This window comes from Neobacillus rhizosphaerae (assembly GCF_050477885.1).
GTDB lineage: Bacteria > Bacillota > Bacilli > Bacillales > Cytobacillaceae > Neobacillus > Neobacillus rhizosphaerae_A.
Genome location: NZ_JBCNAC010000075.1, coordinates 19,933 through 46,269, shown reverse-complemented (window position 1 = coordinate 46,269; position 26,337 = coordinate 19,933). Strand labels below are relative to the sequence as shown.

Annotated in this window: 20 protein-coding genes; 14 read left to right on the top strand and 6 right to left on the bottom strand. The window is 40.2% G+C overall.

Annotation, left to right across the window (positions count from 1 at the left end):
• The first annotated feature begins 149 nt into the window (after positions 1-149).
• Positions 150-536 (top strand): acyl-CoA thioesterase, encoded by a 387-nt coding sequence (locus ABES03_RS09940; RefSeq protein WP_430117134.1) that lies wholly within the window; start codon positions 150-152, stop codon positions 534-536.
• Positions 537-899: 363 nt separating this feature from the next.
• On the opposite strand, the gene ABES03_RS09935 is transcribed toward ABES03_RS09940, so the two are convergent.
• Both ABES03_RS09935 and ABES03_RS09930 read right to left on the bottom strand, forming a co-directional pair.
• A complete protein-coding gene (locus ABES03_RS09935; protein WP_335544520.1) occupies positions 900-1,010 on the bottom strand; it encodes a methionine/alanine import family NSS transporter small subunit in 111 nt (36 codons plus the stop codon).
• A 1-nt stretch (position 1,011) separates the two neighbouring features.
• Positions 1,012-2,517 (bottom strand): sodium-dependent transporter, encoded by a 1,506-nt coding sequence (locus ABES03_RS09930; protein ID WP_430117133.1) that lies wholly within the window; start codon positions 2,515-2,517, stop codon positions 1,012-1,014.
• Positions 2,518-2,825: 308 nt separating this feature from the next.
• Between ABES03_RS09930 and ABES03_RS09925 the strand changes: the two genes are divergently transcribed.
• A complete protein-coding gene (locus tag ABES03_RS09925; protein WP_430117132.1) occupies positions 2,826-3,419 on the top strand; it encodes a biotin transporter BioY in 594 nt (197 codons plus the stop codon).
• A 1,236-nt stretch (positions 3,420-4,655) separates the two neighbouring features.
• On the opposite strand, the gene ABES03_RS09920 is transcribed toward ABES03_RS09925, so the two are convergent.
• Entirely contained in the window at positions 4,656-5,903 is a 1,248-nt protein-coding gene (locus ABES03_RS09920; protein ID WP_430117131.1) for a GGDEF domain-containing protein, read from the bottom strand.
• A 295-nt stretch (positions 5,904-6,198) separates the two neighbouring features.
• Here ABES03_RS09920 and ABES03_RS09915 point away from each other — a divergent pair, with 295 nt between their 5' ends.
• Positions 6,199-7,626: an alanine/glycine:cation symporter family protein gene (locus ABES03_RS09915; RefSeq protein ID WP_430117130.1), complete on the top strand. Its 1,428-nt coding sequence runs from the start codon at positions 6,199-6,201 to the stop codon at positions 7,624-7,626.
• A gap of 67 nt (positions 7,627-7,693) precedes the next feature.
• On the opposite strand, the gene ABES03_RS09910 is transcribed toward ABES03_RS09915, so the two are convergent.
• Positions 7,694-8,896 (bottom strand): MFS transporter, encoded by a 1,203-nt coding sequence (locus ABES03_RS09910; protein WP_430117129.1) that lies wholly within the window; start codon positions 8,894-8,896, stop codon positions 7,694-7,696.
• A gap of 315 nt (positions 8,897-9,211) precedes the next feature.
• On the opposite strand from ABES03_RS09910, the gene ABES03_RS09905 reads away from it, so the two are divergent.
• From ABES03_RS09905 to ABES03_RS09890, 4 genes are all read left to right on the top strand, one after another.
• Complete coding sequence (locus tag ABES03_RS09905; protein WP_430117128.1) at positions 9,212-10,444, top strand: Zn-dependent hydrolase; 1,233 nt, start codon at positions 9,212-9,214, stop codon at positions 10,442-10,444.
• 160 nt (positions 10,445-10,604) lie between these two features.
• Complete coding sequence (locus ABES03_RS09900; RefSeq protein ID WP_430117127.1) at positions 10,605-12,224, top strand: ATP-binding protein; 1,620 nt, start codon at positions 10,605-10,607, stop codon at positions 12,222-12,224.
• Between the two features lie 304 nt (positions 12,225-12,528).
• A complete protein-coding gene (locus tag ABES03_RS09895) occupies positions 12,529-12,951 on the top strand; it encodes a hypothetical protein (RefSeq protein ID WP_430117126.1) in 423 nt (140 codons plus the stop codon).
• Entirely contained in the window at positions 12,938-13,609 is a 672-nt protein-coding gene (locus tag ABES03_RS09890) for a PspA/IM30 family protein (protein WP_430117125.1), read from the top strand. The genes ABES03_RS09895 and ABES03_RS09890 overlap by 14 nt, the downstream gene beginning before the upstream one ends.
• Before the next feature lie 103 nt (positions 13,610-13,712).
• Here the strand turns inward: ABES03_RS09890 and ABES03_RS09885 are convergent, their stop codons facing one another.
• Together ABES03_RS09885 and ABES03_RS09880 are read right to left on the bottom strand one after the other, a co-directional pair.
• Positions 13,713-14,315, bottom strand: a complete 603-nt coding sequence (locus ABES03_RS09885) for a hypothetical protein (RefSeq protein ID WP_430117124.1) — start codon at positions 14,313-14,315, stop codon at positions 13,713-13,715.
• Positions 14,316-14,335: 20 nt separating this feature from the next.
• Positions 14,336-14,887, bottom strand: coding sequence for a hypothetical protein (locus ABES03_RS09880; protein ID WP_430117123.1), 552 nt, complete (start codon positions 14,885-14,887; stop codon positions 14,336-14,338).
• Between the two features lie 510 nt (positions 14,888-15,397).
• Between ABES03_RS09880 and ABES03_RS09875 the strand changes: the two genes are divergently transcribed.
• From ABES03_RS09875 to ABES03_RS09845, 7 genes are all read left to right on the top strand, one after another.
• Positions 15,398-16,072 carry a response regulator transcription factor gene (locus ABES03_RS09875; RefSeq protein ID WP_430117122.1) on the top strand — a complete coding sequence of 225 codons (675 nt, stop codon included), beginning with the start codon at positions 15,398-15,400 and terminating at the stop codon, positions 16,070-16,072.
• The gene (locus ABES03_RS09870) at positions 16,062-17,459 is read left to right on the top strand and encodes a sensor histidine kinase (protein WP_430117121.1); all 1,398 of its coding nucleotides are present in this window, start codon (positions 16,062-16,064) and stop codon (positions 17,457-17,459) included. The genes ABES03_RS09875 and ABES03_RS09870 overlap by 11 nt, the downstream gene beginning before the upstream one ends.
• Positions 17,460-17,547: 88 nt before the next feature.
• Positions 17,548-20,586 carry a glycoside hydrolase family 2 TIM barrel-domain containing protein gene (locus ABES03_RS09865; protein ID WP_430117120.1) on the top strand — a complete coding sequence of 1,013 codons (3,039 nt, stop codon included), beginning with the start codon at positions 17,548-17,550 and terminating at the stop codon, positions 20,584-20,586.
• 164 nt (positions 20,587-20,750) lie between these two features.
• A complete protein-coding gene (locus ABES03_RS09860; protein WP_430117119.1) occupies positions 20,751-21,932 on the top strand; it encodes a galactokinase in 1,182 nt (393 codons plus the stop codon).
• Positions 21,933-22,001: 69 nt separating this feature from the next.
• Positions 22,002-23,486 carry a UDP-glucose--hexose-1-phosphate uridylyltransferase gene (galT, locus tag ABES03_RS09855; protein WP_430117118.1) on the top strand — a complete coding sequence of 495 codons (1,485 nt, stop codon included), beginning with the start codon at positions 22,002-22,004 and terminating at the stop codon, positions 23,484-23,486.
• Between the two features lie 18 nt (positions 23,487-23,504).
• Positions 23,505-24,563 carry an aldose epimerase family protein gene (locus tag ABES03_RS09850; protein ID WP_430117117.1) on the top strand — a complete coding sequence of 353 codons (1,059 nt, stop codon included), beginning with the start codon at positions 23,505-23,507 and terminating at the stop codon, positions 24,561-24,563.
• Between the two features lie 2 nt (positions 24,564-24,565).
• On the top strand, positions 24,566-25,558 hold the full coding sequence (locus ABES03_RS09845) for a LacI family DNA-binding transcriptional regulator (RefSeq protein WP_430117116.1): 993 nt from the start codon (positions 24,566-24,568) through the stop codon (positions 25,556-25,558).
• Positions 25,559-26,337 lie beyond the last annotated feature (779 nt).

The following is a 26,337-nucleotide window of genomic DNA, read 5'->3' as shown; positions in this document are numbered from 1 at the left end:
TCCTGTGGGAGTATGGTTCAGGGGAGACCCCGCAGGCGCAAGCGCCGAGGAGGCTCGCCGAAACACCCACGGAAAGCGAAGTGCCTGGAGCGGAAATCAACAGGCAAGTTTAACAGAGCCTATTAATTGAGGAGGGGAGGAATGGAAGTTTGGCCTATTCAGAGCTGTTCATCGTAGCAGAAGCCAACCGGGGTCACGTAAGTAATGTAAAGCTATTTGAGTATTTAGATGAGGGGCGCAAGTGGTGGTACCGATATTGTGTCTCTCTCGGAGTTGAAGCGGTGGTTGTACATATTGAGGTCGATTATAAAAAAGAAGTTTTCAATCATGATCGATTATGGATTCAAACGTCCCTGGAGCGGATAGGAAATACAAGTTTTACAATGAAGCAAACAATCACGAATGAGCAGCAAGAGCGAATGGTAGCTGCGGAAGTAGTTCTTACAACGATTAATCGTCAAACAAGGCGGAAGGTGTTAGTACCTGACGAGGTTCGTAGTCTGTTAAATAGGGATTCTATTTTGACGGAGGAATAGACTACTGGAGGGAAGGAGAAGGGGTAGAAAACTTCTCTAAAACGACCGAGAGTTTTTCTTAAAAACAATTATATGCCTATCAATCTTTGTGCCAGTCCAACATTAGATAAAGAAACAAGAGATTTCTAGATAAGGATGATGGAAAATGGCAAAAAGAAATAGGGGAAAAACAATTAGCTATCTGCCTTCAAATGGTCGTGGGACATGCCCATTGTGCAGTAGGACTGGAGTAAAGCTTCTTTACACACAGAAGACAGAAACAAATCATACCATCAAAGTCTGTAAAAACTGCCGGCCAAAAAAATATTGATCAGTATGAAAAAAGGATTGAGCAGCGGAACTGCTCAATCCTTTGTGTTTGTATTAGGCTTTTGCTTTTTTTGAAACTCTGACTACATTGAGGATGCTGGCTGCTAGACCGCCCCATAAAATGACCATCCCAACAATCATCATAGTTAGTGCGCTTCCTGACATATTAAGCAACCTCCCTATTTTCTTCTGTATTGGCAGATGCTTTCCAACCCTTAAGGGAAAGAAGGACTGCCACAATGATTGTTACGGCTACTACTATTACCCCTGCATATAAAATCAGTTCAGTTGGATATTTCTCGTAGTTTTCCTTTAGGTTTTGACGAATATTGTCAAACATCATATAGCCAAGAACCAATGGAGTAATGACACCAAGACATACCTTCCACCATGCACCTACACGAAGGTCAGAAATTTCATTTGTATGTTTTTGTAAACCAGTTAATCCTTTGAAGAACCAGGCAATTAAAACTACCTCAATCAGCCCTGCAAAGACAATTCCAAAGTTATTGATGAAATAATCAACCACATCTAGTAAATACAATCCGCCGTGTGTTGCGAAAAGAAGAGAAATAACCGTTGCTGTTAATCCTCCAGTTAAGACTGCTTTTGTACGTGATACATTGAATTTATCCTGAACAGCAGCCACAAATGTTTCTACGATGGAAATAAGTGACGTCATTCCAGCAAAAACCAAAGATAGGAAGAATAATACGCCGAATAATCCATTTAAGCCAGGGAACTCATTGATAATGCTTGGGAATACAACGAAAGCTAGTCCAATCCCACTGCTAACCACTTCATCAATTGGTACTCCCTGTTGCTTTGCCATAAATCCAAGTGCTGCAAACACTCCAATACCAGCCAATAATTCAAATCCAGAGTTGGCAAAAGCTGTGATGAAAGCATTGTTATTAATATCTGATTTCTTTGGTAGATAGCTAGAGTACGTAATCATAATGGCGAATCCAATAGATAAGGAGAAGAAGATTTGTCCATAAGCGGCAATCCAAACTTTTCCGTTCAAAATCATATCCCAATTCGGTTTGAAAAAGGCATTTAATCCACTAGCTGCACCGTCAAGAGTTAAAGCACGAACAACAATTACTAAGAACATCACTATAAGAGTCGGAAGGAAAATCTTATTAAGCTTTTCAATTCCTTTAGAAACTCCACGAAATAGGACAAAAAGTGTGACGGCCCATACAAAAAGTAATGGAGTGACGATGCCGGAAACAAGTCCGCCAATTTCACCAGGCTTATCAGATAACTGTAGAACCTTACCAAATAAGAACTTACTAGGATCAGATCCCCACTGAGTACCAAATGAATAGATGGTATATTTAATGGCCCAAGCAATGATGACTGAGTAGTAAGTACAAATAACAAAGGCGATTAATACCTGCCACCAACCAAGCCATTCTGCTTTTTTATTCATACGGAACAATGATAGTGGTGAGGAACCTCTGTATTTTTGACCAATTGTGAATTCTAAAATTAATATTGGAATTCCTGCTGTTAAAATGGCGAATAGATAAGGTAGGAAGAAGGCTCCTCCTCCATTTTCATAGGCAACGGCCGGAAATCTCCAAATATTCCCTAGACCTACTGCCGAACCAACTGCTGCCATGATAAATCCGTATCTTGACCCCCACTGTTGACGTTTTTCCATACTATGTTTCCCCCTATGTGAACATACTTTTATAAAATTCAGATAATTATTTCGTTATCTTAATATACCTTTAAAAAGATAGTTTGTCAAAATGTTTTTTGAAAATTTTATTTAATTCAAATATATATGCTATTTGATAGAGTTTTAGGAGAATCCAAAAAATGTAATAGTTAAATAAGAGTTTTCCTTTATTAATATAGAAGCGATAATTTTTTTGTCAACCAATTTTATAATTTGGTTGACAAAAGGTTGGTTACCATTTATTTTAAATTTAAGACATTTATATTGTAGGGTGGGAGAGAACGTAAATGAAAAATTTAAGAGCTCTTGATTTAACACTATCAGCCATGTTTGTGGCATTGATGGCCATTGGGGCAAATATCAGTACCATTGCTCCATTTTTACATGTTGGTGGAGTACCGATTACGCTTCAAACTTTTTTTGCTATTCTAGCAGGAGCCATTTTGGGAAGCCGATTAGGCTCTATCGCAATGACCGTTTATATGTTAGTAGGTTTGGTAGGAGTTCCTGTTTTTGCTGACTTTTCTGCAGGATTATCAATCATTATAAAACCTACCTTTGGCTTTATTCTTTCTTATATTTTCACTGCCTATATTATCGGAAGAATAGTAGAGAAGAAAAAAGGGCTGGCTACTTTTATTATTGCTGCTTTAATCGGAATGGCAGTAAACTATGTTTTCGGAACCAACTGGATGTACTTTGCGTATAAGCTTTGGGCAGCTGCCCCTGAGGGTTTCACCTATAAAATGGCTTGGTTCTGGATGCTAGCTCCGCTGCCAAAGGATATTGTTCTATCTGTTCTAGCAGCAATCATGGCACACCGCCTTGAAACAACCGTTCTATCAAAAGGACAATTCAAACATCTAAAACGTGTTTCATAAATCGAATTAGGGTGTCAGGCACTACTCGTGGACAGTTGTCCATGCAAGGTGCCTGACACCTTTTTTGATGGAATTGGAAATAATAAAAAATGCTCTTTGTGTAAACTTTGTAGTTATCTAACATTTTTGTTTCTGTTTTGCAAGGTAGGTCAACTTCTGACAGAGTCGGTAGAAAAGGGGGAAAGATAGTCAGAAGTCGGAGGAACATCTGACAGAGTTGGTAGAAAAAGAAGAAAGATAGTCAGAAGTCGGAGGAACTTCGGATAGAGTTGGTAGAAAAAGGGAGAAAGATAGTCAGAAGTTAGAGCAACTTCTGACAGAGTTGGTAGAAAAAGAAGAGAGATAGTCAGAAGTCAGGTCAACTTCTGACAGAGTCGGTAGAAAAGGGAGAAAGATAGTCAGAAGTCGGAGCAACATCTGACAGAGTTGGTAGAAAAAGAAGAGAGATAGTCAGAAGTCAGGTCAACTTCTGACAGAGTCGGTAGAAAAGGGAGAAAGATAGTCAGAAGTCGGAGGAACTTCGGACAGAGTTGGTAGAAAAAGAAGAAAGATAGTCAGAAGTCGGAGGAACTTCGGATAGAGTTGGTAGAAAAAGGGAAAAGGATAGTCAGAAGTTAGAGCAACATCTGACAGAGTTGGTAGAAAAAGAAGAGAGATAGTCAGAAGTCAGGTCAACTTCTGACAGAGTTGCCATAAAAAGAAGAGAGATAGTCAGAAGTCAGGTCAACTTCTGACAGAGTCGGTAGAAAAGGGAGAAAGATAGTCAGAAGTCGGAGCAACTTCGGACAGAGTTGGTAGAAAAAGAAGAAAGATAGTCAGAAGTTAGAGCAACCTCTGACAGAGTTGGTAGAAAAAGAAGAAAGATAGTCAGAAGTCGGAGGAACTTCGGATAGAGTTGGTAGAAAAAGGGAGAAGGATAGTCAGAAGTTAGAGCAACATCTGACAGAGTTGGTAGAAAAAGAAGAGAGATAGTCAGAAGTCAGGTCAACTTCTGACAGAGTTGCCATAAAAAGAAGAGAGATAGTCAGAAGTCAGGTCAACTTCTGACAGAGTCGGTAGAAAAGGGAGAAAGATAGTCAGAAGTCAGGTCAACTTCTGACAGAGTCGGTAGAAAAGGGAGAAAGATAGTCAGAAGTTAGAGCAACTTCGGTCAGCAAATTGGTTTGGATGGGAAATTTATCACCAAATAAAAAGAAGCGGCGATTACCGCTTCTTTTTTATTGGGTTTACGATTAGTTACACGACTACTGCTTTTGAAAGACCGTTAACCATGGAAGCTCTGTTCTTTCCTAGATCCTTGGAACGAAACAACAGCTGGTCAGCCATAATATAGGCTTTTTCAATAGAAATCTGTTCGTTTACCTTGTAGAAATAAAGGCCAAACGAAGCCGTATAGGAAATGGAGACATGTTCCCCTAGATACTCCACATTTACTGCGTTATTTTCAACGCCTCTCAGAATATCATTAACCAGATTCCGTGTTTGATCAAAATCTCTCTTTCTGAGACAAAGAGTAAATTCCTCTCCACCACTTCGGAACAAATAATCATCTTCATCAAGATAGCTTTTTAATGTAGAAGCAAAGTGCTGAATAACTTTATCACCTACAGCGTGATTGTAGTTGTCATTGATTCGTTTAAACTTATCGATGTCGCATACGACAATACCGATATGTTCTTCCGTTTGATTAAGCTCTGCCATTTTTTTATCCATAAATGTACGGTTATACACGCCAGTCAGGAAGTCTGTATAGGCCATTTGCTCGAACTTGTCCCTTTCCAGCTTATGTTGGACACTTTGAGCCTTCGAGAAAAAGGAGCGGCTTACTACGTAGTTTAAAATAAATAAACTAATTAAGATTTGCCATCTTCCTTCTTTTAAAAACATGAATAATAAACCGTTTGTGATCGCTACTTTCCCAAAGTCAAGCATACTTCTGCTCTTAAAAATAAAATCGACACCTTCTTTTAAGGTTTTAAGGTCACCCATTATGTAAAAAGCAGTCACTAAGAAAGTACCAGAAAGAAGGGAGGCGATGCACGTCAACAAAAACATCAAAATCCAAAAACCATAAGGAATTTGATTAAAACTGGAATAAAGTTGTAGGTACAAGAAGTAGGCTATCGAGTTGGTAATAACAAAGGCGCCGATATTATATAAAGTGTCCGTAAACTCACTAGGGTCAGCGGTCTTTGTCCACTTTCTATAAGCATACACGGTAAACCGATAGATCGTTTCAAATATAAATAAACCAAGTGGACCGGTAAACAGAACAAAGGAAAAGCAGTAGCTAATACCATATTCAAAATTTGTATTTCCGTTTTTTGAAAAAACTCTAAGGTGATAATACAGACTGGAGAATACCCAAAACACAATTAAAGCCTTAAAAAAGTCTGATGTAGGTATTAATATATGTTTGGAGCTAATTGCTATGGCAAGGGCAGCAAGAAAGATGGATATGTCATACAGCCTAGCTTTTAGCATAATCGTTTAGTTTCCTTCCTGAAAAATTGCAATAACGTTCACCCTTAAATTAGTTTTTCTTGTAAAAATTTGTAAGGTTAGTATAACCCTATCTCTATTTTACATAATTTTAATAGATATAACGACCTATTTTTTTACAATATTACGATTATCCCAAACTTTTAAAAAAGTTCCTTGAAAAGTGAGGGATTCTACAGTGTCTAGTAACTGGAAACTTCATACATTGTCAGAGTTCTTTGAATTTGATAAATTATATCAGTATATAAAAAAATAAGGGGTAGAAGGTGATGATTAGATGAAGATGATTGAAAATTTTGTAAATGGGTCCAATACGTTACTCTGGTCTTATATTCTTATCGTTTTATTAATTGGATCAGGTCTTTATTTCACTTTTCGAACAAAGTTTGTCCAATTCCGCATGGTGGGAGAGATGTTTCGCCTAATGGGTGAAGGGACCAAAGGCGATAAAAAAGGAATCTCATCTTTCCAAGCCTTTTGTATCAGTACTGCATCAAGGGTAGGAACAGGAAACCTTGCTGGAGTAGCCATTGCCATCACTACCGGTGGACCAGGAGCTGTTTTCTGGATGTGGCTTATTGCATTGATTGGTTCTGCTTCTGCTTTTATAGAAGCAACACTTGCACAAATTTATAAAGTTAAAGACGGAGACACCTTCCGAGGTGGTCCCGCTTATTATATGGAAAAAGCATTGAAGGCTCGCTGGATGGGGATTACCTTTGCTGTTCTCATTTCAATAACTTTTGGACTTGCCTTTAACTCTGTTCAGGCAAACACAATTACAAGCTCCTTGAACAATTCATTTGGAATTAATAAAATAGTCATTGCCGTTGTTTTATCGGTTATCACTGCTTTTATTATTTTTGGTGGACTAAAACGCATAGCCAAGGTGGCCGAGTGGATGGTTCCCGTTATGGCCGGAGCGTATATTCTACTCGCCCTGTACATCATGGTAACGAATATAACAGAAATTCCTGGCGTGTTTGCATTAATTTTTGAAAGTGCTTTTGGTATGAAAGAAGTAGCTGGAGGAGCAATTGGTGCGGCAATGATGAATGGGATCAAACGTGGACTGTTCTCAAACGAAGCGGGTATGGGTAGTGCACCGAATGCAGCCGCCACTGCAAATGTCAGTCATCCTGTAAAACAAGGTTTAATTCAGGCGCTGGGTGTATTTGTGGATACGCTTGTTATTTGTAGCTCAACGGCATTTATTATTCTTCTATCAGGGCTGTATACCTCTAAAGAGGGCAACGGGATTATCTTAACACAAAGCGCCCTTGAAGGTTCTTTAGGATCATGGGCGGGTATTTTCCTTGCCTTTATCGTATTTTTATTTGCCTTTAGTTCTGTAGTGGGGAATTACTATTACGGTGAATCGAATATTGAATTTATTAAAAATAACAAGCTAGTTCTAAACCTGTACCGTATTGCCGTTGTCGGCATGGTAGCGTTTGGATCATTAGCAGAACTGAACTTTGTTTGGAGTCTTGCTGACTTATTCATGGGATTAATGGCTATTATTAACTTGATTGCTATTATTCTATTAGGAAAAATTGCTTTTGCTGCTCTTGCTGACTATAAGAAGCAAAAAGCAAACGGCCAAAACCCTGTCTTCTATTCTTCAAACATCGAAGGCTTACAAAACCTTGAAGCATGGGAAAGCGCACCAACTACTGCAACACAAAAGAAAAAAATAGGCTAACATAGAAAAAGGGTGTCAGGCACCACGAATGGACAATTGTACATGAGTGGTGGACACCCTTTTTGCTTTAGTTTTTTTGTTCGACCATTTGAACCCGCTTGTGTCTAGCGTAGAAAATGGTGGTCATGATAATGGATATTGCACCAAACAGAACACACATGAGCTGCAGGCCGATTAAATCTAGGAGAAAGCCGCTGATCAGCAGGACAATCTGAAAGGAAATTCGGTCCAGCATATTACGGAAGGAGAAGAACCGTCCGTGGTACTCCTTTGGCACTTTTGTTTGGAAAATGGTAGCGGCTGTCGGAAAAAAGCATCCTACGGAAAAGCCAAATAAGGAAAATGCCAATACACTTAACAAAGGAACATCCGCTAAATAAAGAAGCAGCTGTGAGCCGCCAATCATAAAGGAACAGGCGAACAAAATAATATAAGGCGAACTCCTGTCACTGATTAACTTGATAAAAAACGCACCAAGCATAAATGAGATTCCTTCAGCCGTATAAATCCACCCTTTAATCGCTGAACTATGCTGAAGTTCACTGATATTAATGACTAACAGGTTAAACCCGCCGAGAAAAAGCACCGGTACCAGTGTCATAATAAGTGTCATATAGACAATTGGGAGATTTTTAATGATGGGAAATACATCTTTAAAACTAGTATTCTCTAAAGACTTGTTCTTCATCTTTTCTGTTTTATCTAGTTGTCGTTCATCAAAATTCAAGAACCAGGTAAGGATAAATAGCGCCACATATCCTACAAGCGAACCTACATAAAGCATAGATAAGGGGAGAACCACTAGCAATACTCCAGCCAGTGCGGTTCCAATAATCCGAGACAGGGTAGACACGTTCATATGAACCCCGTTTAACTGAAGCAAATCTTTATCTGCAACAATAAGTGGAAGTGCCGCCTGAAGTGCTGGAAAATAAAACGCAGCTGATATTTGCAGTAAAACTAAAAACACGGCCATCCACCAAATGGAGCCGGTATGGATTGCAATAAGCATAAAAATTACGCTAATAGCACGTACGAAACCAGCTATCAACATGACTCTTTTCTTACTGGCTTGATCGGTTAGCCGGCCAGCATATGGTCCGACAGCAATCCCTGCAAGTAACCCTCCTGCTAAAAGTAATGACTTTAAGAAATCTGAAGGTAGCTTTGCCTGCATAAACTCTAAGTTCCCAATAATGCCAAGCCACAACCCCAGGCCCGCAATAAACTCCCCAGACAGTAAAATCCAAACATTTCTGTTTCTCCACATACAATGTGCCTCACGTTTCTTATCTATATATTTCCTTCAAAGATACAATAACTTCTAATTTAGTGAAAGAAAAATGTGAAATCATACAAACTATAAAACAATTGATTGGAAAGATTTGATGTTTTGTCTAATGACTGTGGCTGGGAGTATTGTATAATAAACTTATTGACTGAATTTTTACATAATTAAATAGGTAACACAATCCATTTCCATCGGCTTCAACTAAACCATCCTAAGCTTTTAACCTCCTGAGATTCAATAAAACAATAATGGAAACAGACGTAATCTCATTATTAAAAAAGGGGAGTGTTCAGTATGCAAAAACAAAAGCTATTGATTAATGGGGAAAGACTGATGAAGGAACTGGAACGATTTGCAGACTATGGTCGGACAGAAAACAATGGGGTTACAAGATTGTCCTTATCAGAGGAAGACCGCCGTGTCAGAGATTACTTCCGTTCCTGCTGCGAAGAGTTAGGTATGTCGGTCAAGGTTGATGATATGGGATGTATGTACGCTACACTTGAAGGGACCGAAAATAAACCGCCTATTTTAATTGGTTCCCATTTGGATACAGTGAAAAAAGGCGGGCGCTTCGACGGTGTTTTAGGCGTAGTTACCGGCTTAGAAGTGGTTAGAACACTAGTGGAAAATAACATCAAACCAAAAATTCCAATTACCATTGTTAATTTTACAAATGAAGAAGGGGCAAGATTCGAGCCTTCTATGATGGCTTCCGGTGTCCTATCTGGGAAATTTGATAAATCGGTCATGCTGCAAAAGAAAGATGCAGAGGGTACCTCATTTGGTGAGGCCTTAAAAGCTATCGGTTATGAGGGTGAGGTAGACAATCGTCTCAAAGAAGCGACTGCCTTTTTAGAGCTGCATATTGAACAAGGGCCTATTTTAGAAAAAGAGGCACTCACCATTGGTGTTGTCGAGTGTGTGGTAGGGATGTGCTGTTATGAAATAGAAGTAACAGGAGAATCCGACCATGCAGGTACTACACCAATGAATATGAGAAAGGATGCCCTATTTGCAACGAACAACCTCATTAATGAAATCCGTCAACATTTAGGCAGCTTGGATGAAGAGCTAGTATTTACAATCGGTCGAGTGAACGTTTATCCGAGTATTCACACTGTTATTCCGAATAAAGTGATTTTTACTCTTGAAGCAAGACATAAGGATATGGAAATCGTCAATTCCGTCAAAGATTTCATTCACGGGCTTCCTCAATTCGCAGAAAATGAAGGCTGTGAGATCCAGACTACTAAACTATGGGAGCGGGATACGGTTTGGTTTGAGCCAGAAATCTGCGAGCTTTTCGAGCAATCTGCCCATTCGCTTGGATACACCCACAAACGAATGGTCAGCGGTGCAGGGCATGATGCCCAATTTATTGCCAGCTATGTTCCGACCGCTATGTTGTTTGTGCCAAGTATCAATGGAAAGAGCCATTGTGAAGTAGAACTGACTTCTTGGGAAGACTGTGAAAAAGGGGTCAATGTTATCTTGGATACCGTGCTTTCTTTATTATCCAAATAGGACAATAAAATCTCAAAGACTTTTTCGCTTCGGCGGAAAGGTCTTTTATTTTTGGATGAAAATACCAACTTAATATATATTTTCCTTATGGAAATAGTGATATATCTAGTTTAAGATAAGAGTAAATAGTAAGAATTTAACATAAGATAGGTGGATTCAGTTGATTCTTTTAGACTATATTATGAATCTCGCAATTTTTTCACTAATGGTTAGTACACCACTGGTGATCCGCTCGTTCATCAAACATAAACCCTTAAAGAGGATTACACTATGGTGTGGATTGTATGGGGGAATCGTTTCAATCATTCTTGTCCTGCTATCCATTCACCAAGAGGGCTATTCCTACGATATTCGGTACGCCCCTGTCATCCTGGTTTTCGCCTATCTCGGACCACTTTCAGGAATTATTACCGGTATTTTCTCATTACTTATGAGGCTTTATTCTAGTGGTCAATGGATGCCGGCAATCATTGGCTGGTCGATTATTATGATTACTTTTTCCATTATTCATTTGTATATTTCGAAACTCTCCGCAATTAAAAGGAGTGCCATTCTCTCTGGTGCATACCTAGTCATTTATGTTCTTACCGTCCCAATTTTATTTAATGTATTTAGAGACAAGCCTTTGTTTCATCTTCAATATCTCGTATTTGTGATGTTAGGTGTAACGATTGGCTGCCTGCTTATCGAATCTTATGTGAAGTTACATAGATTAAATAATCGTTTGTCTGACATGTATAAAATGTTAGGTGAAAGCGAATCGAAATATAGGATCATTGCAGAAAATACCTCGGACCTGATTATGGTGATGAATAAGGATCATTCGATCAGTTACTTCTCCCCTTCACATGAAGTGGTTTTAGGATTTCGAGCTAGCGAATTAGAAAAATTTGAATTATGTACGTTTATTCATCCAGAAGATGTCTGTGATTTTAAAAATACAGTCAAGACCATGTTTGAGAAGAAAGAATCTCAAGCGTTAGAATTCTGTTTGAAACACAAAGAAGGTTATTATATAGAATTTGAATCCCGTTGTATGCCTGTCAAAGGAGAAGGACAATCGGTTGAGCATATTGTTATTATCAGCCGGGATATTTCTGAACGGAAAAAGGCAGAGGAAATTCTTCTTCAATCGGAGAAGCTTTCTATTGTCGGAGAACTTGCTGCGGGAGTTGCTCATGAAATCCGAAACCCTTTAACAACCATTAAGGGCTTCCTGCAGCTCTACCGAGGTGAGAATACCGACATTGACCGCTTGCTGCTTACTGAATTAGAGAGAATTGAGGGAATTACTAGTGAATTGTTATCACTGGGAAAACCGCAGGCTATTCAATTAACTCGCATGGATTTACGTAAATTACTAGAAGATACACTGGAATTATTGGCCCCAGAAGCGTTGATGAATAATATTCAGTTGAAATTACAGATGGAGGATACTGATTTCTTTATTACTTGCGAAAGGAATCAAGTTAAGCAGGTATTCCTCAATATCTTAAAAAATGCGATGGAGGCCATGAAGGATGGCGGAGAAATTAGCATTGACCTTCGAAAGAGTGCAGAGGGAGAGTGCCTTATTGCTGTTCAAGACCAAGGTTGCGGTATCCCTGAAGAACTTCTTCCTCGTCTAGGGGAGCCATTCTATAGCTTGAAGGAAAAGGGAACAGGACTAGGAATCATGATTTGTCATAAAATCCTTAAGCAGCACCATGGCAGCATTTCATATAAGAGTAAAATGAATGAAGGAACACTGGTAGAGATTACACTGCCATTAGCTAGTTAAGAGAATCGTCTCACTTTAATTAATAGAGGTAGAAATAGACCTTTTCGCTCCCAGTGGAAGGGTCTTTTTTCTATGTATTTGTAAAAGCCTTATGTGGATTTGAAACACATGAGTTGATTGGAGCGAAGCGACGAGGAGGCTCCCCGGCACGCCCTCGGAAAGCGAAGCACCTGGAGCGGAAATAAACATCCAAGTTTAACAAAACCTTTCTTTTAAAAAATATTTTAAAAAAAGATAGTCTTTCACCAAGTTTTCACCGTTCTCTAATAGACTTCAAGTATCAAGTTGAAAGGAGGAAAGAAAAATGAATAAGAAAATGAAAAAAGGAGTGTTTTGGGGTGTGATGATTGCTGTTGTGATAGTGGCATTTAACGTCCTTCACTTTCTTCTAGGAGGAGACCGCACCCTTGCTGATGGACCACATGGACACGGGCATAGACCAGGTGGTATGGGAGCACGAGGAGGATTCGACTCTCAGTCATTCATGAATGGCCCTCATCACGGAGGAGGATTTCCATGGTTATTGCTTTTAATAGGACTAGCTCTGTTATTCTTCCTTGTCAGATGGTTTAGAAAAAAAGCAAAGGCTTCTTCCATGCAACAGTTTATTGATACACCATTAATGGGTTCACATACACCAGCGGCTAACCAAAATAGCCAATTATTAGATCAGTGGGAAAAAACAATAATGACTAAAAAGGAGAAAGATAAAAATGGGTATTTTTAAAAGAATAAAGACTATTACAATGGCAGAAATGAATGGACTATTAGATGGAATCGAAGATCCGATTGCTATGTTGAATGAATATTCACGAGAAATGGAACAGGAAATTGTAAAAGGACAAAAAGCATTAGCACGGCAAATTTTTGTAGAGAAAAAACAGGCGGCTCTCATTTCTGAAACTCAAGCTTTTGTAGACAAAAGAAACCGCCAGGCAAAGCTTGCTATTGAGCATGGTGAGGATGCAATGGCAAAATTAGCTGTACGGGAAAAGCTAGTCCTTGAAAAACAGCTTCACCTCTATCATGAACAGGCTGAAGCGATTAAAACACAGACACAACTTCTAAATGAAAAAATAGAACACTTGGAAGAAACCTATAACCAAATGCAGCATAAAAAAATTCTCTTAGCTTCTCGAGCAAATGTAGCTTTATCCACGAAGCAAATTCAAAAGGCAACTGTATCCTTCCAAACAGATACAATTGCTAGAGGTGTAGTTCGGGCAGAAGAGCAAATTTTAATGATGGAGGCTGAAGTACAAGCAGGTAATCAATTTTCCACTCCTCTAGCTCAATTTGATGCAGCAGCTAATCAGTTTGTGGACGAAGACGAATTAAATAAGGAACTTGAAAAGCTGAGAAATGAAAAGGTAGCACTAGTTTAATGGGGAAATAAGGTAAATAAGTAGGATACCTCTCGATTAGGATGTTTCTTATAACCTAAATAGCAAAGGTCAGTACTAATAAGAATTGACCTTTGCTATTTGCTTAGTCTATCGCATCCAATTCCTTCTTATATTTTTTGATGCCATCTTTAGTTATTTGTTTAAGAACTTCTGATTCGCCGTGATACTCTAGTGCTCCATCTTTAGCATCAAGAGGGACTTTGCCGTAAATTGCAGAAATAGGTATTAGGTTATCTTTGTTAGATCCTCGACTTTCTCTTAAGAATAGAACATACTTTTTGCCTTTATTCATCTTTTCATATCCATCCAATGAGTATTCCATTTTTTTACCTAGAATGGACATATCCTCTGCAGCATTTTCATGAACTTGAATAACATCATTTTTCGTATATTCATTACTGGTAGAGTTTTTAATTATTTTCTTGATTTTAAAATCTGAAACTGTCCAAGCTGCTAGTATTCCCCTATCTCCATCGTCAAGTACAGTTGCTTTTTCACCATCTAGTTTCTGTCCAATAACAATTAAAGAGGCTTTATTTTCCATATCATCAAGAGACTTAACTTGTTCTCGTTTTCCGTGACCATTAAATTGTTTTACAGGTTGACTATAGTTATATGCGAATGTACTGCCATAAGTAACTCCTAATAATAATGTAGTAGCTATCATGATTTTTTTAAAGTTCATCCATATTCTCCCCCTTAATATCAATACCTAGCGGCTATCCCTTTCCAATCATCTGACTGAGGATAGATTGCCCCAATGAATCCGTGGTCACCATCTAACATTATAGAGGTCCCGATATTATCATTTTCATGTGCTAGACCAAGGGAATGACCTACCTCATGTACTGTAGTCTCCTTTTGTAAGGCGTCAGTTTTCAAGGAATCAAAATCTTTCCAAAGGGTGATATTTGAATAATCACTGTATGTACAATAACAATCATTGGATGCACTTGCAAAATCTCCTGTATCGATAGTACTTCTATCGAATCTTATTTCAGCATAAACTTTTTGAACAATTTCACCAGTAAATTCAATTTCAGCCGCATATCCCCAAGCAGTAGTAGCATGCTTTGCATCAGCCCAGTATCCTGCATTTACAACCGCGTCGGAAATGTAATAACGTAATTGTTTTGGGTTTTGGAACTTGCTTCCATTGAGAACATAGGCTTTAGCTCCTAAAGTTGGTATTGAAAAAAATAAAATAACTACCATTAAAAATAATAACTTCTTATTATTACTCATAATACCCTTCATTATTTTTTCTCCTTCCCCTAGACAACAAAATAATAACTGCTAATGTTTCTTAAATGACCTTTACTCCCCAATATTTCCTAAATAGATGTCTTTCTACTTTAAGTATTTTCCATTTAATTCCTCCCTTTTCGTAAATAATAACAGGAATATGGAAATAGAGTATTGGGAAATATTTGTAGTTGTTTTATATTCTTTAATTATATTTTAATAGAGTAACGTGGGGTTACTAGTATTTAAGCGTAGTAAAAAGGCATGGTCTATTCTTACATAGAATGGATCATGCCTTTTTACTATATTTTTTGATAAGTAATGATTCCGAATAATACAGTTCTTTTTTCTAAACTAGAACCTGATGGTCTTTTTTGGGTGGTTTGCTTGGAGTTCCAACAGCCGAATATAAATTAGTTTCTTTCCAAACTGTTTCTTAAGTAATCCTTAAGGTTGTGTTGATAGGATTCGAGATATAGTTGTCGTGTTTTTGAATCTCAAGTATGCAAAGGAGCAATGACTATGAATATCTTGTTAGCCGAAGACGATGAAAAGCTCGGGGAGTTAATAGTATATATGTTAAAAAAGAAGGGCGGCTTCCATGTTGAATGGGTTACGGAAGGGGAGGACGCCTACTATTATGCAACATCCGTACATTATGATGTGATTATTATGGATTGGATGATGCCCAACGGCGACGGAGTGACAATCTGTCAACGCCTCAGGAAACACGGATATTCCGGCGCCATTCTCATGCTAACGGCCAAAGATTCCGTTCAGGATCGGATTGAAGGACTGGATTCCGGAGCGGATGATTATCTTGTCAAACCATTTGAAATTGAAGAGTTGTTAGCAAGGCTTCGTGCGCTTTCTCGGCGAAACTATGCGCCAATTTTGGAGGAAGAAATCGAAATTCACCAGATGGTACTCAATCGGATGAGCCATTTGGTCCGCTCTGGCCGACATGAAATCCAATTAAGTCCACGAGAGTTTCAACTATTGAACTTGTTAGTCCAAAATAAGGGGCAGGTCCTGCCGCGAGAAATCATCCTAGAACGGATTTGGGGCTTAGACTCGGATGTGTCTCTTAAAACGATCGATGCTACCATTAAGCTGATTAGAAAAAAATTAGATGTTTTAGGGAAACAAGACTTGCTTCAAAGTATCAGAGGGGTGGGATATAAGTGTGAATGCTAATCCTCGCTTCTTCCCTCGTTTCTTGACCGGCCATAGCGAGAAGGATGTTTTTACAAATACACAAGGTCGATTGACGCGGATTTATAGTGGACTCCTTATGGTATTTCTAGCCCTTTTTATTTTGATTGTGTATTCCGTTCTCTATGTAGTCATTCTAAAAAATCAGGAGCAAGAGCTCCAAACATTTGTTCAACAAGAAGCTGGAATCATTGAAAATTATTTATTGAGAAATGACCAAAGTGACCTGCAGGACTTATCAGGTCAAGAGGTTATTTTTGCTGGAGTCAATCAGTTTTTTTATTATGTAGTAAGCCCAAGTCGGGGAATTCTGATGGGCAATGAAACAGACAGCCGGCTCCGTCCTGAATTACAACGGCTCGTGAGTAAACAAGTTTCTTATGACGGAGAAATCCAAAAGGCAACGCTTCATATTGCAGGAAATCCAAAAGGACGGGGAAATCGAGGGGAATTTCGTGAGCCTGAGGCTGAAAAAGATCTCCGTCTCATGATTGCTAATAAGTCCATCTATTTTAAAGGGAAATATATTGGCCAGTTGTATATCGGAAAGGACATCTCCTTTGCCTACCAATTGTTCCATTGGCTTCTATTCATTTTCATTGCTATAGGAATCGTATTTTTTGGAGTAGCACTCTATATGAGTTCAGCCATGTCGAAAAGAGCTATGGGGCCTATTAGACTTGCTTTTAAGAGACAACGGGAATTTGTAGCAGATGCTTCGCATGAGTTACGTACACCATTAAGTGTCCTGTTATCGTCCGTTGAAGCGTTAGAAATGACAGTTGAACCTGCAAAAGAGGACCCTGTTTGGAAAATGCTCACGAACATGAAAGAGGAAGTAAAGCGGATGACTCATTTGGTTAGTGATTTGTTAACCTTGGCCCGGTCAGATTCAAATGCAGTAGAGCTCAAACTAGAAAAATTTGATTGGACACAGCTTATTGAAAAAACAATAGAATCCGTCCGACCGCTTTCCCTTTCTAAACAAATATCACTCAATTTCAATGCACTTGCTCCACAAATGGTAGTGGGTGATTTTCATCGATGTTCCCAGCTAGTATATATTATTTTAGACAATGCGATAAAATACACTCCTGAAAAAGGGGAGGTCCGAGTTGCCCTATCCAACGAAGGGAATCAGTTTTGTATGACTGTTCAGGATACTGGTATTGGGATTAAAAAAGAGGATTATCAACGAATCTTTGATCGGTTTTACCGTGCCGAAAAGTCTCGCTCTCGGCAGATGGGGGGACATGGATTGGGCCTTTCTATTGCGAAATGGATTGTGGACATGCATAAAGGGACTATTCATGTATCCAGCGACGTAGGAAAAGGAAGCACCTTCACCGTTCGAATTCCCAATAAGTAAAATATTTACTAAAAAAATAAAACCGCTTTCAGTGAGAATGGTGTATGATTTAAGTAAAATTTTATTAAAAGAGAGGATATCACTAACGATGACTATCAATCCAGAGATAAATTGGCTCTCAGATCTTCAAGTGTTTGCTGTCAACCGACTTCCCGCTCATTCAGACCACTATTATTATGAGACACTGGAGGAAGCAAGAAGTGCTGCTCCAATGAAACTTCGTCATAGTTTAAATGGTAATTGGAAATTTACCTATAGCATAAACCCTGAATCCCGCCCCAAATCCTTCTACCAGCCTGACGTTCATACCACAAGCTGGGGTGACATTACAGTACCTGGACACATTCAGCTTCAAGGTTATGGGAAACCACAATATGTGAACACCATGTACCCATGGGATGGTCACAACGACATCCGTCCTCCTGAAATCCCTATGGACGATAATCCAGTAGGAAGCTATGTGAAAATGTTTACCGTACCCGCCCACATGCAAAATAAACCGCTGTACATATCCTTTCAGGGAGTGGAGTCCGCCTTCTATGTGTGGCTAAATGGAAAATTCGTTGGGTATAGTGAGGACACTTTCACACCTGCGGAATTTGAGCTTACCCCCTTTTTAACAGAAGGAGAGAATAAGTTGGCCGTTGAGGTGTACCAGAGAAGCACGGGGAGCTGGCTGGAGGATCAGGATTTCTGGCGTATGTCCGGCATTTTTCGCGATGTATATCTTTATACGGTACCGGAAATTCATGTATACGATGCTTCTATAAGAGCAGAATTAGAGGCTAATTTTAAAAAAGGTACTCTGCTAGCTGACCTTAAGCTGCAATCCTTGGCTACTAAGAGTGCTTCAAAAATAACGGCCGATTTATACGACAAAAATAGCAATCTAGTAGCTACCAAAAATGCCGTGGAAAAGGACGGAGATTGGACCCTAACGCTTGAAGTCGATGGACCTACCCTATGGAGTGCAGAGAACCCATACTTATACAAGCTTTATATCCAAGTGTTTAACGAAGAAGGTAGATTAGTAGAGGTGGTTCCACAGAAAGTTGGCTTTAGAAGGTTCGAGCTGGTGGATAAAATCATGCGCCTAAATGGGGAACGGATTGTGTTCAAGGGTGTCAACCGCCATGAATTTAACTGCCGGACAGGCCGTGCGATTACAAAGGAAGACATGCTGTGGGATATTCAAACCTTAAAGCGAAATAACATGAATGCCGTCCGTACCTCGCATTACCCGAATCAAAGCTATTGGTATGAGCTTTGTGATGAATACGGGATCTATTTGATTGATGAAATGAATTTGGAAACACATGGATCGTGGCAAAAAATGATGACGGTTGATCCTTCTTGGAACATTCCAGGGAATAAACCGGAATGGGAAAAAATTGTCATGGACCGGGCGGTGTCCATGTATGAGCGTGACAAGAATCATCCGTCAATTCTGATTTGGTCCTGCGGAAATGAATCCTATGCTGGTGAAGTCATACTGAATGTTTCAAAATATTTTAAGAAAGTCGACCCGAGCCGACTCGTGCATTACGAAGGGGTTTTCCATAACAGGGAGTATAATGACACGAGCGATATGGAAAGCCGGATGTACGCAAAGCCGGCTGATATTGAAAAGTATTTGAGTGAAAATCCAGAGAAACCATATATTAGCTGTGAATATATGCATGCCATGGGAAATTCGCTTGGCGGCATGTACAAATATACAGATTTAGAGCAGAAATACCCAATGTATCAGGGGGGCTTTATTTGGGATTACATTGATCAGGCCCTTATAAAAAAGAACAGGTATGGAGAAGAGTTTTTAGCATACGGCGGTGATTTCGGCGACCGTCCGACGGATTACGGTTTCTGTACGAATGGAATTGTGTATGCCAATCGAGAACTGTCACCAAAGATGCAAGAAGTCAAATTTTTATATCAAAACTTTAAGCTTCTTCCTGATGAGAATGGTGTAACCATTAAAAACGAAAGTCTTTTCTCAGATACTTCCGATTATGTTTTGGAATGTATTCTGCACCTGGAGGGTAAGGAACTGCATCGGGAGCAGCATTATGTGGTTGTAGCTCCTCAAAGCGAGGGGCGAGTTGAATTTGAGTGGCCTCCTGGAATGGAGGAAGAGGCCGGTGAGTATTGTATTCATACCTCTTTTAAGCTGAAGGAAAGTAATCGTTGGGCAGATGCTGGTTATGAGATGGCATTTGGACAATATGTGTTTAAGGTAGAAGGCGCTGAGGAATCAAAAGGTATGAGAGGTAATCTACGAGTTGTGAATGGGGATGTCAATATTGGTGTCCACGGACAGGATTTCAAAGTCATTTTTTCAAAAGCGGTAGGAAGCTTGGTGTCGTTGAACTACGCAGGGAAAGAAATGATTGAGCTGCCACCTGCACCACTGTTTTGGAGAGCCACAACGGATAATGATAGAGGCTTTGCTCAGGGCTTCTACTCCGGGCTTTGGTATGTAGCAAGCCTAGCACGAAAATGTGTGGCAGTTGACCTTGTAGAAGAAACAGACCAAGTAACGGTCGGTTTTACCTATAAACTATCGATTCATAACGATGTAGAAGTAAGTAATAGATTTACAGTTTTGGCGGATGGTAGTTTGATGGTGAAGTCTGCCTATCATGGAGCAGAAAATCTACCGCAACTGCCGATATTTGCCGTATCCTTTAAGGTTCCAGCGGATTACGACCAACTCGAATGGTACGCCATGGGACCGGAAGAGAACTACTCTGACAGGAAAATGGGCGCAAGACTGGGTGTATTTAGAAACCAAGTGTCCGATAATGTATCGGGCTATGTCGTTCCGCAAGAATCGGGGAACCGTACAGGAGTACGCCGTCTAGATGTAATGAATGACCGTGGTCAGGGAATCAGAATATCATCTACATCCGAGCCGGTTGAATGCAATGTTTCACCATATACGGCATTTGAACTGGAGAATGCCAATCATCATTATGCGCTGCCGAAGGTTCACTATACGGTGGTAACTGTAGCTGGCCAGCAGATGGGTGTTGGCGGTGATGACAGTTGGGGTGCACCTGTTCAAGAGGAGCATCTTATACCTGCAAATCAGGAGCTGGAATTCGAGTTTAAAATTCAAAGATTATAAGAGTGAAAAGGACGAATGGATGTACATTCGTCCTTTTTATTTATTTTTAGTAAAATTTTTAGTAAAAAAATTTGAAGAATTTTACTAAAAAGAGTAAAATTATCATAGAGATGAAAAGGGTTACAAAGACGGAATTTGCAAACATAGTTGGAGGGACTTTTAAAATGAACGTCACAACGCTGAATAAAACATTCTTAGACTTATTTCATGGCTTGCCTAGACAGGCATTTTTTGCTCCTGGCAGGATCAATTTAATTGGCGAACACACGGACTATAATGGCGGTCATGTTTTTCCATGTGCAATCACATACGGGACCTATGCTGTGGCAAGAAAGCGTGAAGACCAATTGATACGCCTGTACTCGGCTAATTTTCCTGATAAAGGAATCATTGAATTTGATTTGAAACAACTAGATTACGATAAACAACATAACTGGGCGAACTATCCAAAAGGGATGATTCGATACATCGTGGAAGCAGGGTACGAAATCCCATCAGGATTCGAGTGTGCGATTAATGGAAATATTCCTAATGGAGCTGGGCTATCATCCTCCGCATCCATTGAATTGTTAACAGGCGTATTAGTGAATGGACTGTTCGGATTAGAAATCTCTCGTCTCGAATTAATTAAGCTTGGCAAGCGGGTGGAGAACGAATTTATTGGTGTGAACAGCGGAATTATGGATCAATTTGCGATTGGAATGGGCAAGGCGAATGCTGGAATTTTGCTAGATTGTCAGACACTTCAATATGAGTACGCGCCTATACAGCTTGAAAATCAGAAAATTATTATCATGAATACAAACAAGCGCCGAGAATTAGCGGACTCGAAGTATAACGAGCGTAGAGGAGAATGTGAAGAGGCGTTGGCACAGCTTCAGGAAAGACTCCCAATAGAGGCACTTGGACAGCTTTCAGAAGCGGAGTTTGATGAGAATCAATTCTTAATTACTAATGAGATCGTTCGCAAACGTGCGAAACATGCGGTCTATGAGAATCGTAGAACTTTGAGGGCGCTGGAGGAGTTAAAGAGCGGAAACCTGGAAGCATTTGGGCAGTTGATGAACCAATCGCATGTGTCATTACGGGATGAATATGAAGTGACAGGTATGGAGCTTGATCGTTTAGTAGAAGCTGCTTGGAAGCAACCCGGAGTCCTTGGCGCACGAATGACAGGTGCTGGCTTTGGTGGCTGTGCCATAGCGATTGTTGCTAATGAAGAGGTTGACAACTTTATTGCAAATGTTGGTGCAGCCTATGCGGACAAAGTCGGCTATCAGGCAGATTTCTATGTAGCTAGTATCGGCGATGGGGCAAAGGAAATTGAAATGGAGGAGTCGATTTAAGTGAGCATTTTTGTGTTAGGGGGAACATTTTCGGCGACCTAAATGCTATCAAAAATAGAGGTGAAAAAAATGATTTATCAACTAGTTCAACATTTAATCGACCAAGCGCTGGCAGTCCAATTAATCGAGCGGGAAGACGAAATCTATGCACGAAATCAAATTCTTTCCTTGTTAGGTTTAACGGAATTTAAAATAGAGGATTTTGCAGATGAAAACAGCTTGGCAATTCCAGATTTACTCGATGCAATCGTGGATTATGCCTGCCAACAAGAAATCATAGAAGATATGTTTGATGCGAAGGAAATTTTCTCGAGTAAAGTCATGAATTGCTTGACCGACCGTCCATCAACCGTTAATCAGATCTTTTTTGAAAAATATAAACAAGACCCAAAGGATGCAACAGAGTATTTTTATGAGTTAAGTAAGAATAGTAACTACATCCAAATGAAGCGAATTCGAAACAACGTGGAGTATAAGGCCGCAACGGATTACGGTGAAATTGATATTACAATCAATTTATCCAAGCCGGAAAAGGACCCGCGCAGCATCGAGCTTGAGAGAACAGTGAAAAAAGCGGACTATCCGAAATGCCTGCTTTGTGTGGAAAACGAAGGCTATGCGGGCAGGATTGGCCATCCGGCACGCTCGAATCATCGCATGATCCGCTTAAAGCTTCTCGACAAGACCTGGTATTTACAGTATTCACCGTATGTGTATTACAACGAACATTGTATCGTGCTATCTGAAACCCATACAGATATGAAAATCAGTCGGGAGACCTTTTTACGTTTATTAGCCTTTGTTGAGCAATTTCCGCATTATTTTGTCGGTTCCAATGCAGATATTCCCATTGTTGGTGGTTCCATTTTGTCGCATGATCACTATCAAGGCGGTTATTATGAATTTGCGATGGCAAAGGCAGAAGATGATTGGGCATTTGAGATGGCTGGGTTTCCACAAGTGGCGGGCTCCATTGTGAAATGGCCCATGTCGGTCATCCGTCTGCGGTCTGCACAAATTTGCGAGCTTGTAGAGGCAGGAGCTTATGTTTTAGCCAAATGGAAAAAGTACAGTGATGAGCAGGTCGGAATTTTGGCATGGACGGGTGAAACTTCGCACAATACCATTACGCCGATTGCTCGTAAAAAAGGTGATATCTATGAACTCGATTTGGTCCTTCGAAACAATCGGACGAATGACGAGCATCCAATGGGGATTTTCCATCCACATGCAGATGTCCACCATATTAAGAAAGAAAACATTGGTCTGATTGAAGTCATGGGGCTCGCGGTTTTACCAGCACGATTAAAAGATGAGCTTGTAGAAGTCGAACGATTTATTCTCGGTAAAGACGGCGAGGTTGCGGAATACCATCAAAGCTGGGCGGAAGAATTAAAGGAGCGTTATGAAGGAGTAGCGAGTGAAGACAATGTGGAATCTCTGGTTAAAGAAGCAGTAGGGAAGAAGTTTTTAAAAGCATTAGAAGATGCAGGCGTCTTTAAGCGAGATGAAGAGGGAACGGAAGGATTCAAGCGATTTATCCAATCTTTATAGAGTGGTGAGTGAGAGGCAATGGAAATACTAGAAAGATGGTTTGGGCAATATGAGGATGATATGGTTAGGGAGTATACCCTTATGAACGATTCAGGCATGACGGTCTCCTGCTTGGATTTTGGATGTGTGATTACGAAAATCATGGTTCATGACCGTAAGGGGAAGTTAGAGAATGTAGTGCTCGGTTTTGAGGAATTTGAGGATTATTTGGACTTATCGCCGTACTTTGGGGCGGTTGTCGGCCGAGTTGCGGGGCGTATTCAAGGGGCTCGGTTTGAACTGGATGGCCATGAATACCAGCTGGCAGAAAATCAGCCCCCTAACCATTTACATGGGGGGAAGAAGGGCTTTAATTCTGTAATTTGGAAAGCGGAAAAAATCGTGGAAGAACATGCAATTGGTCTGAGATTTTTCTATTTAAGTCCTGATGGAGATGAGGGGTACCCCGGAAACCTCGAAACAACAGTTACTTATCTTCTAAATAATAAAAATGAGCTGAGTATGATTTTCGAAGGGAAAACGGACCAAAAAACGTTAGTTAATTTAAACAATCATACCTATTTTAATTTAAGCGGAAATCTGAAAAGGGATTGTTCTGAGCACATTCTCCAGTTAGAAAGTGACCGCTTCTTGGAGTTAGGGGTTGATTTGATTCCGACCGGGAGCTTACTCGCTTCTCGAAATACACCATTTGACTTTCAGCATGGCCGGAGATTGAGTTCGGGGATCCAATCCTCTCATCCACAAAATGTCCTTGTTGGAAAAGGCTACGACCATCCGCTTGTTTTTACAAAAGAGGGCGAGAATACGATTATGTTAAGTGATGAGGAAAGTGGACGCTCATTGCTTGTGACGACGAATCAGCCGTGTGTCGTTGTTTACACAGCAAACCATTTAGAGGGACCGTATTCCATATCAGGTGTCCGTGCTAGAAATTATTTAGGCGTTTGCCTAGAGACACAAGGATTTCCTGATGCCATTCATCATCCAGCATTTCCAACTGTCATCTTGGAGCCGAAGGATTTATACTATTCTACAACGACGTATCGATTTTTTGCTAATACATTAGGAGTTTGATTATGGCAACCATTAAAGATATAGCACAACTGGCGGGGGTTTCGATTGCTACCGTGTCACGAGTACTGAATTACGACACCTCGCTTTCTGTCAGTGATGAAACGAAGAAGCGAATTTTTGAAGTAGCAGAGGAGCTTTCCTATAAAAAGAAGACCATTCGAAAACAGGAGTCAGGGAAAATTGCGCTTCTGCAATGGTACACGGAAAAAGAGGAACTCGAAGACCTGTATTATATGTCCATTCGTCTGGGCGTCGAAAACCGCTGCATCCATCACGGGATTAAGGTGGAAAAGTACTTCCAGGACAATATTGAGGATTTAACGGAAGCAGAGGACATGCAAGGGCTTATTGCGATTGGAAAGTTCAGTAGCAAGCAAGTGAGTGAATTGGAAAAACGAACAAAGAATCTTGTTTTTGTAGATACATCTCCTGATGAGGAACGCTTTGATTCGGTTGTGATTGATTTTGAAAAGGCGACTAAAAAGGTGCTGGATCATTTAATTGATAAAGGGCATAGAGAGATTGGCTATATTGGCGGAAGAGAAGTGTTTAAGGATAAGACTTCCGCAATTGAAGATGCAAGGGAAAAGACGTTCAAGCAGTACTTGGTGGCAATAGGATTATTAAAGGAAGAGTTCATGTACAATGGCTCTTTTTCGGTCGAAGATGGCAATAGGCTGATGAGGAAGGCGATTGAGGAACATGGGGACCGACTGCCAACTGCCTTTTTTGCAGCGAATGATTCGATTGCTGTTGGTGCATTGCGAGCGTTGTTAGAGGAAGGAATTGCTGTCCCGGAGCGAGTGAACATTATTGGGGTCAACGATATCAGCGTCTCGAAGTATGTGTTTCCTTCTTTAAGCACGGTGAAGGTATACACGGAGCTCATGGGTGAAACAGCTGTTGACACGCTGCTTGAAAGAATTGAAGGTAGAAAAATTGCTAAAAAAATTTACATTGGGACTAAGCTCATCCTACGTAATAGCAGCTTCTAAATGAAACTCACCATGGTAGTGGTGGGTTTTTTGTTTTTATGATGATGTTTATAGGTTATTAATGGCCGGAATCCATCGGGCTTATGGACAGATTGAGATAATAATAAAAAAGACTAGTCCGAGCGTGGGCAACTTCTGACAGAGTAGGAAGGAAAAGACGAAACATTGTCAGAAGGTAAGGCAACTTCTGACAGAGTTAGCGGAAAAGCCAGCAACATAGTCAGAAGGCAAGGGAACTTCTGACAGAGTCGAAGGAAAAGTCAGCAACATAGTCAGAAGATAAGGGAACTTCTGACAGAGTCGAAGGAAAACCCAGCAACACTGTCAGAAGATAAGGGAACTTCTGACAGAGTCGGAGGAAAAACGAGCAACATAGTCAGAAGGCAAGGGAACTTCTGACAGAGTCGAAGGAAAAGCGAGCAACATAGTCAGAAGGTAAGGGAACTTCTGACAGAGTCGGCAGAAAAGCCAACAACATAGTCAGAAGGTAAAGCAACTTCTGACAGAGTTGTAGGAAAAGTCAGCAACACAGTCAGAAGGTAAGGCAACTTCGGACAGAGTCAGAAGAAAAGCGAGCAACATAGTCAGAAGGTAAGGCAACTTCTGACAGAGTCGAAGGAAAAGCGAGCAACACTGTCAGAAGGCAAGCAAACTTCTGACAGAGTCAGCGAAAAAGTCAGTAACATAGTCAGAAGGCAAGGAAACTCGGACAGACCAATCGTGAAAGAGCAAAGAGTTGTCTAAATTCGTAGAGTCTCTTATAGTGGGGCCTGACACCA

Excerpts from the sequence above, each read along its gene's own strand:
- ABES03_RS09880 (WP_430117123.1), bottom strand. The coding sequence starts at position 14,887 with ATGAAGGGTATTATGAGTAATAATAAGAAGTTATTATTTTTAATGGTA.
- ABES03_RS09920 (WP_430117131.1), bottom strand. The coding sequence starts at position 5,903 with ATGCTAAAAGCTAGGCTGTATGACATATCCATCTTTCTTGCTGCCCTT.
- ABES03_RS09890 (WP_430117125.1), top strand. The coding sequence starts at position 12,938 with ATGGGTATTTTTAAAAGAATAAAGACTATTACAATGGCAGAAATGAAT.
- ABES03_RS09850 (WP_430117117.1), top strand. The coding sequence starts at position 23,505 with ATGGAAATACTAGAAAGATGGTTTGGGCAATATGAGGATGATATGGTT.
- ABES03_RS09875 (WP_430117122.1), top strand. The coding sequence starts at position 15,398 with ATGAATATCTTGTTAGCCGAAGACGATGAAAAGCTCGGGGAGTTAATA.
- ABES03_RS09915 (WP_430117130.1), top strand. The coding sequence starts at position 6,199 with ATGAAGATGATTGAAAATTTTGTAAATGGGTCCAATACGTTACTCTGG.
- ABES03_RS09845 (WP_430117116.1), top strand. The coding sequence starts at position 24,566 with ATGGCAACCATTAAAGATATAGCACAACTGGCGGGGGTTTCGATTGCT.
- ABES03_RS09860 (WP_430117119.1), top strand. The coding sequence starts at position 20,751 with ATGAACGTCACAACGCTGAATAAAACATTCTTAGACTTATTTCATGGC.
- ABES03_RS09885 (WP_430117124.1), bottom strand. The coding sequence starts at position 14,315 with ATGAACTTTAAAAAAATCATGATAGCTACTACATTATTATTAGGAGTT.
- ABES03_RS09935 (WP_335544520.1), bottom strand. The coding sequence starts at position 1,010 with ATGTCAGGAAGCGCACTAACTATGATGATTGTTGGGATGGTCATTTTA.
- ABES03_RS09930 (WP_430117133.1), bottom strand. The coding sequence starts at position 2,517 with ATGGAAAAACGTCAACAGTGGGGGTCAAGATACGGATTTATCATGGCA.
- ABES03_RS09910 (WP_430117129.1), bottom strand. The coding sequence starts at position 8,896 with ATGTGGAGAAACAGAAATGTTTGGATTTTACTGTCTGGGGAGTTTATT.
- ABES03_RS09925 (WP_430117132.1), top strand. The coding sequence starts at position 2,826 with ATGAAAAATTTAAGAGCTCTTGATTTAACACTATCAGCCATGTTTGTG.
- galT (WP_430117118.1), top strand. The coding sequence starts at position 22,002 with ATGATTTATCAACTAGTTCAACATTTAATCGACCAAGCGCTGGCAGTC.
- ABES03_RS09865 (WP_430117120.1), top strand. The coding sequence starts at position 17,548 with ATGACTATCAATCCAGAGATAAATTGGCTCTCAGATCTTCAAGTGTTT.
- ABES03_RS09895 (WP_430117126.1), top strand. The coding sequence starts at position 12,529 with ATGAATAAGAAAATGAAAAAAGGAGTGTTTTGGGGTGTGATGATTGCT.
- ABES03_RS09905 (WP_430117128.1), top strand. The coding sequence starts at position 9,212 with ATGCAAAAACAAAAGCTATTGATTAATGGGGAAAGACTGATGAAGGAA.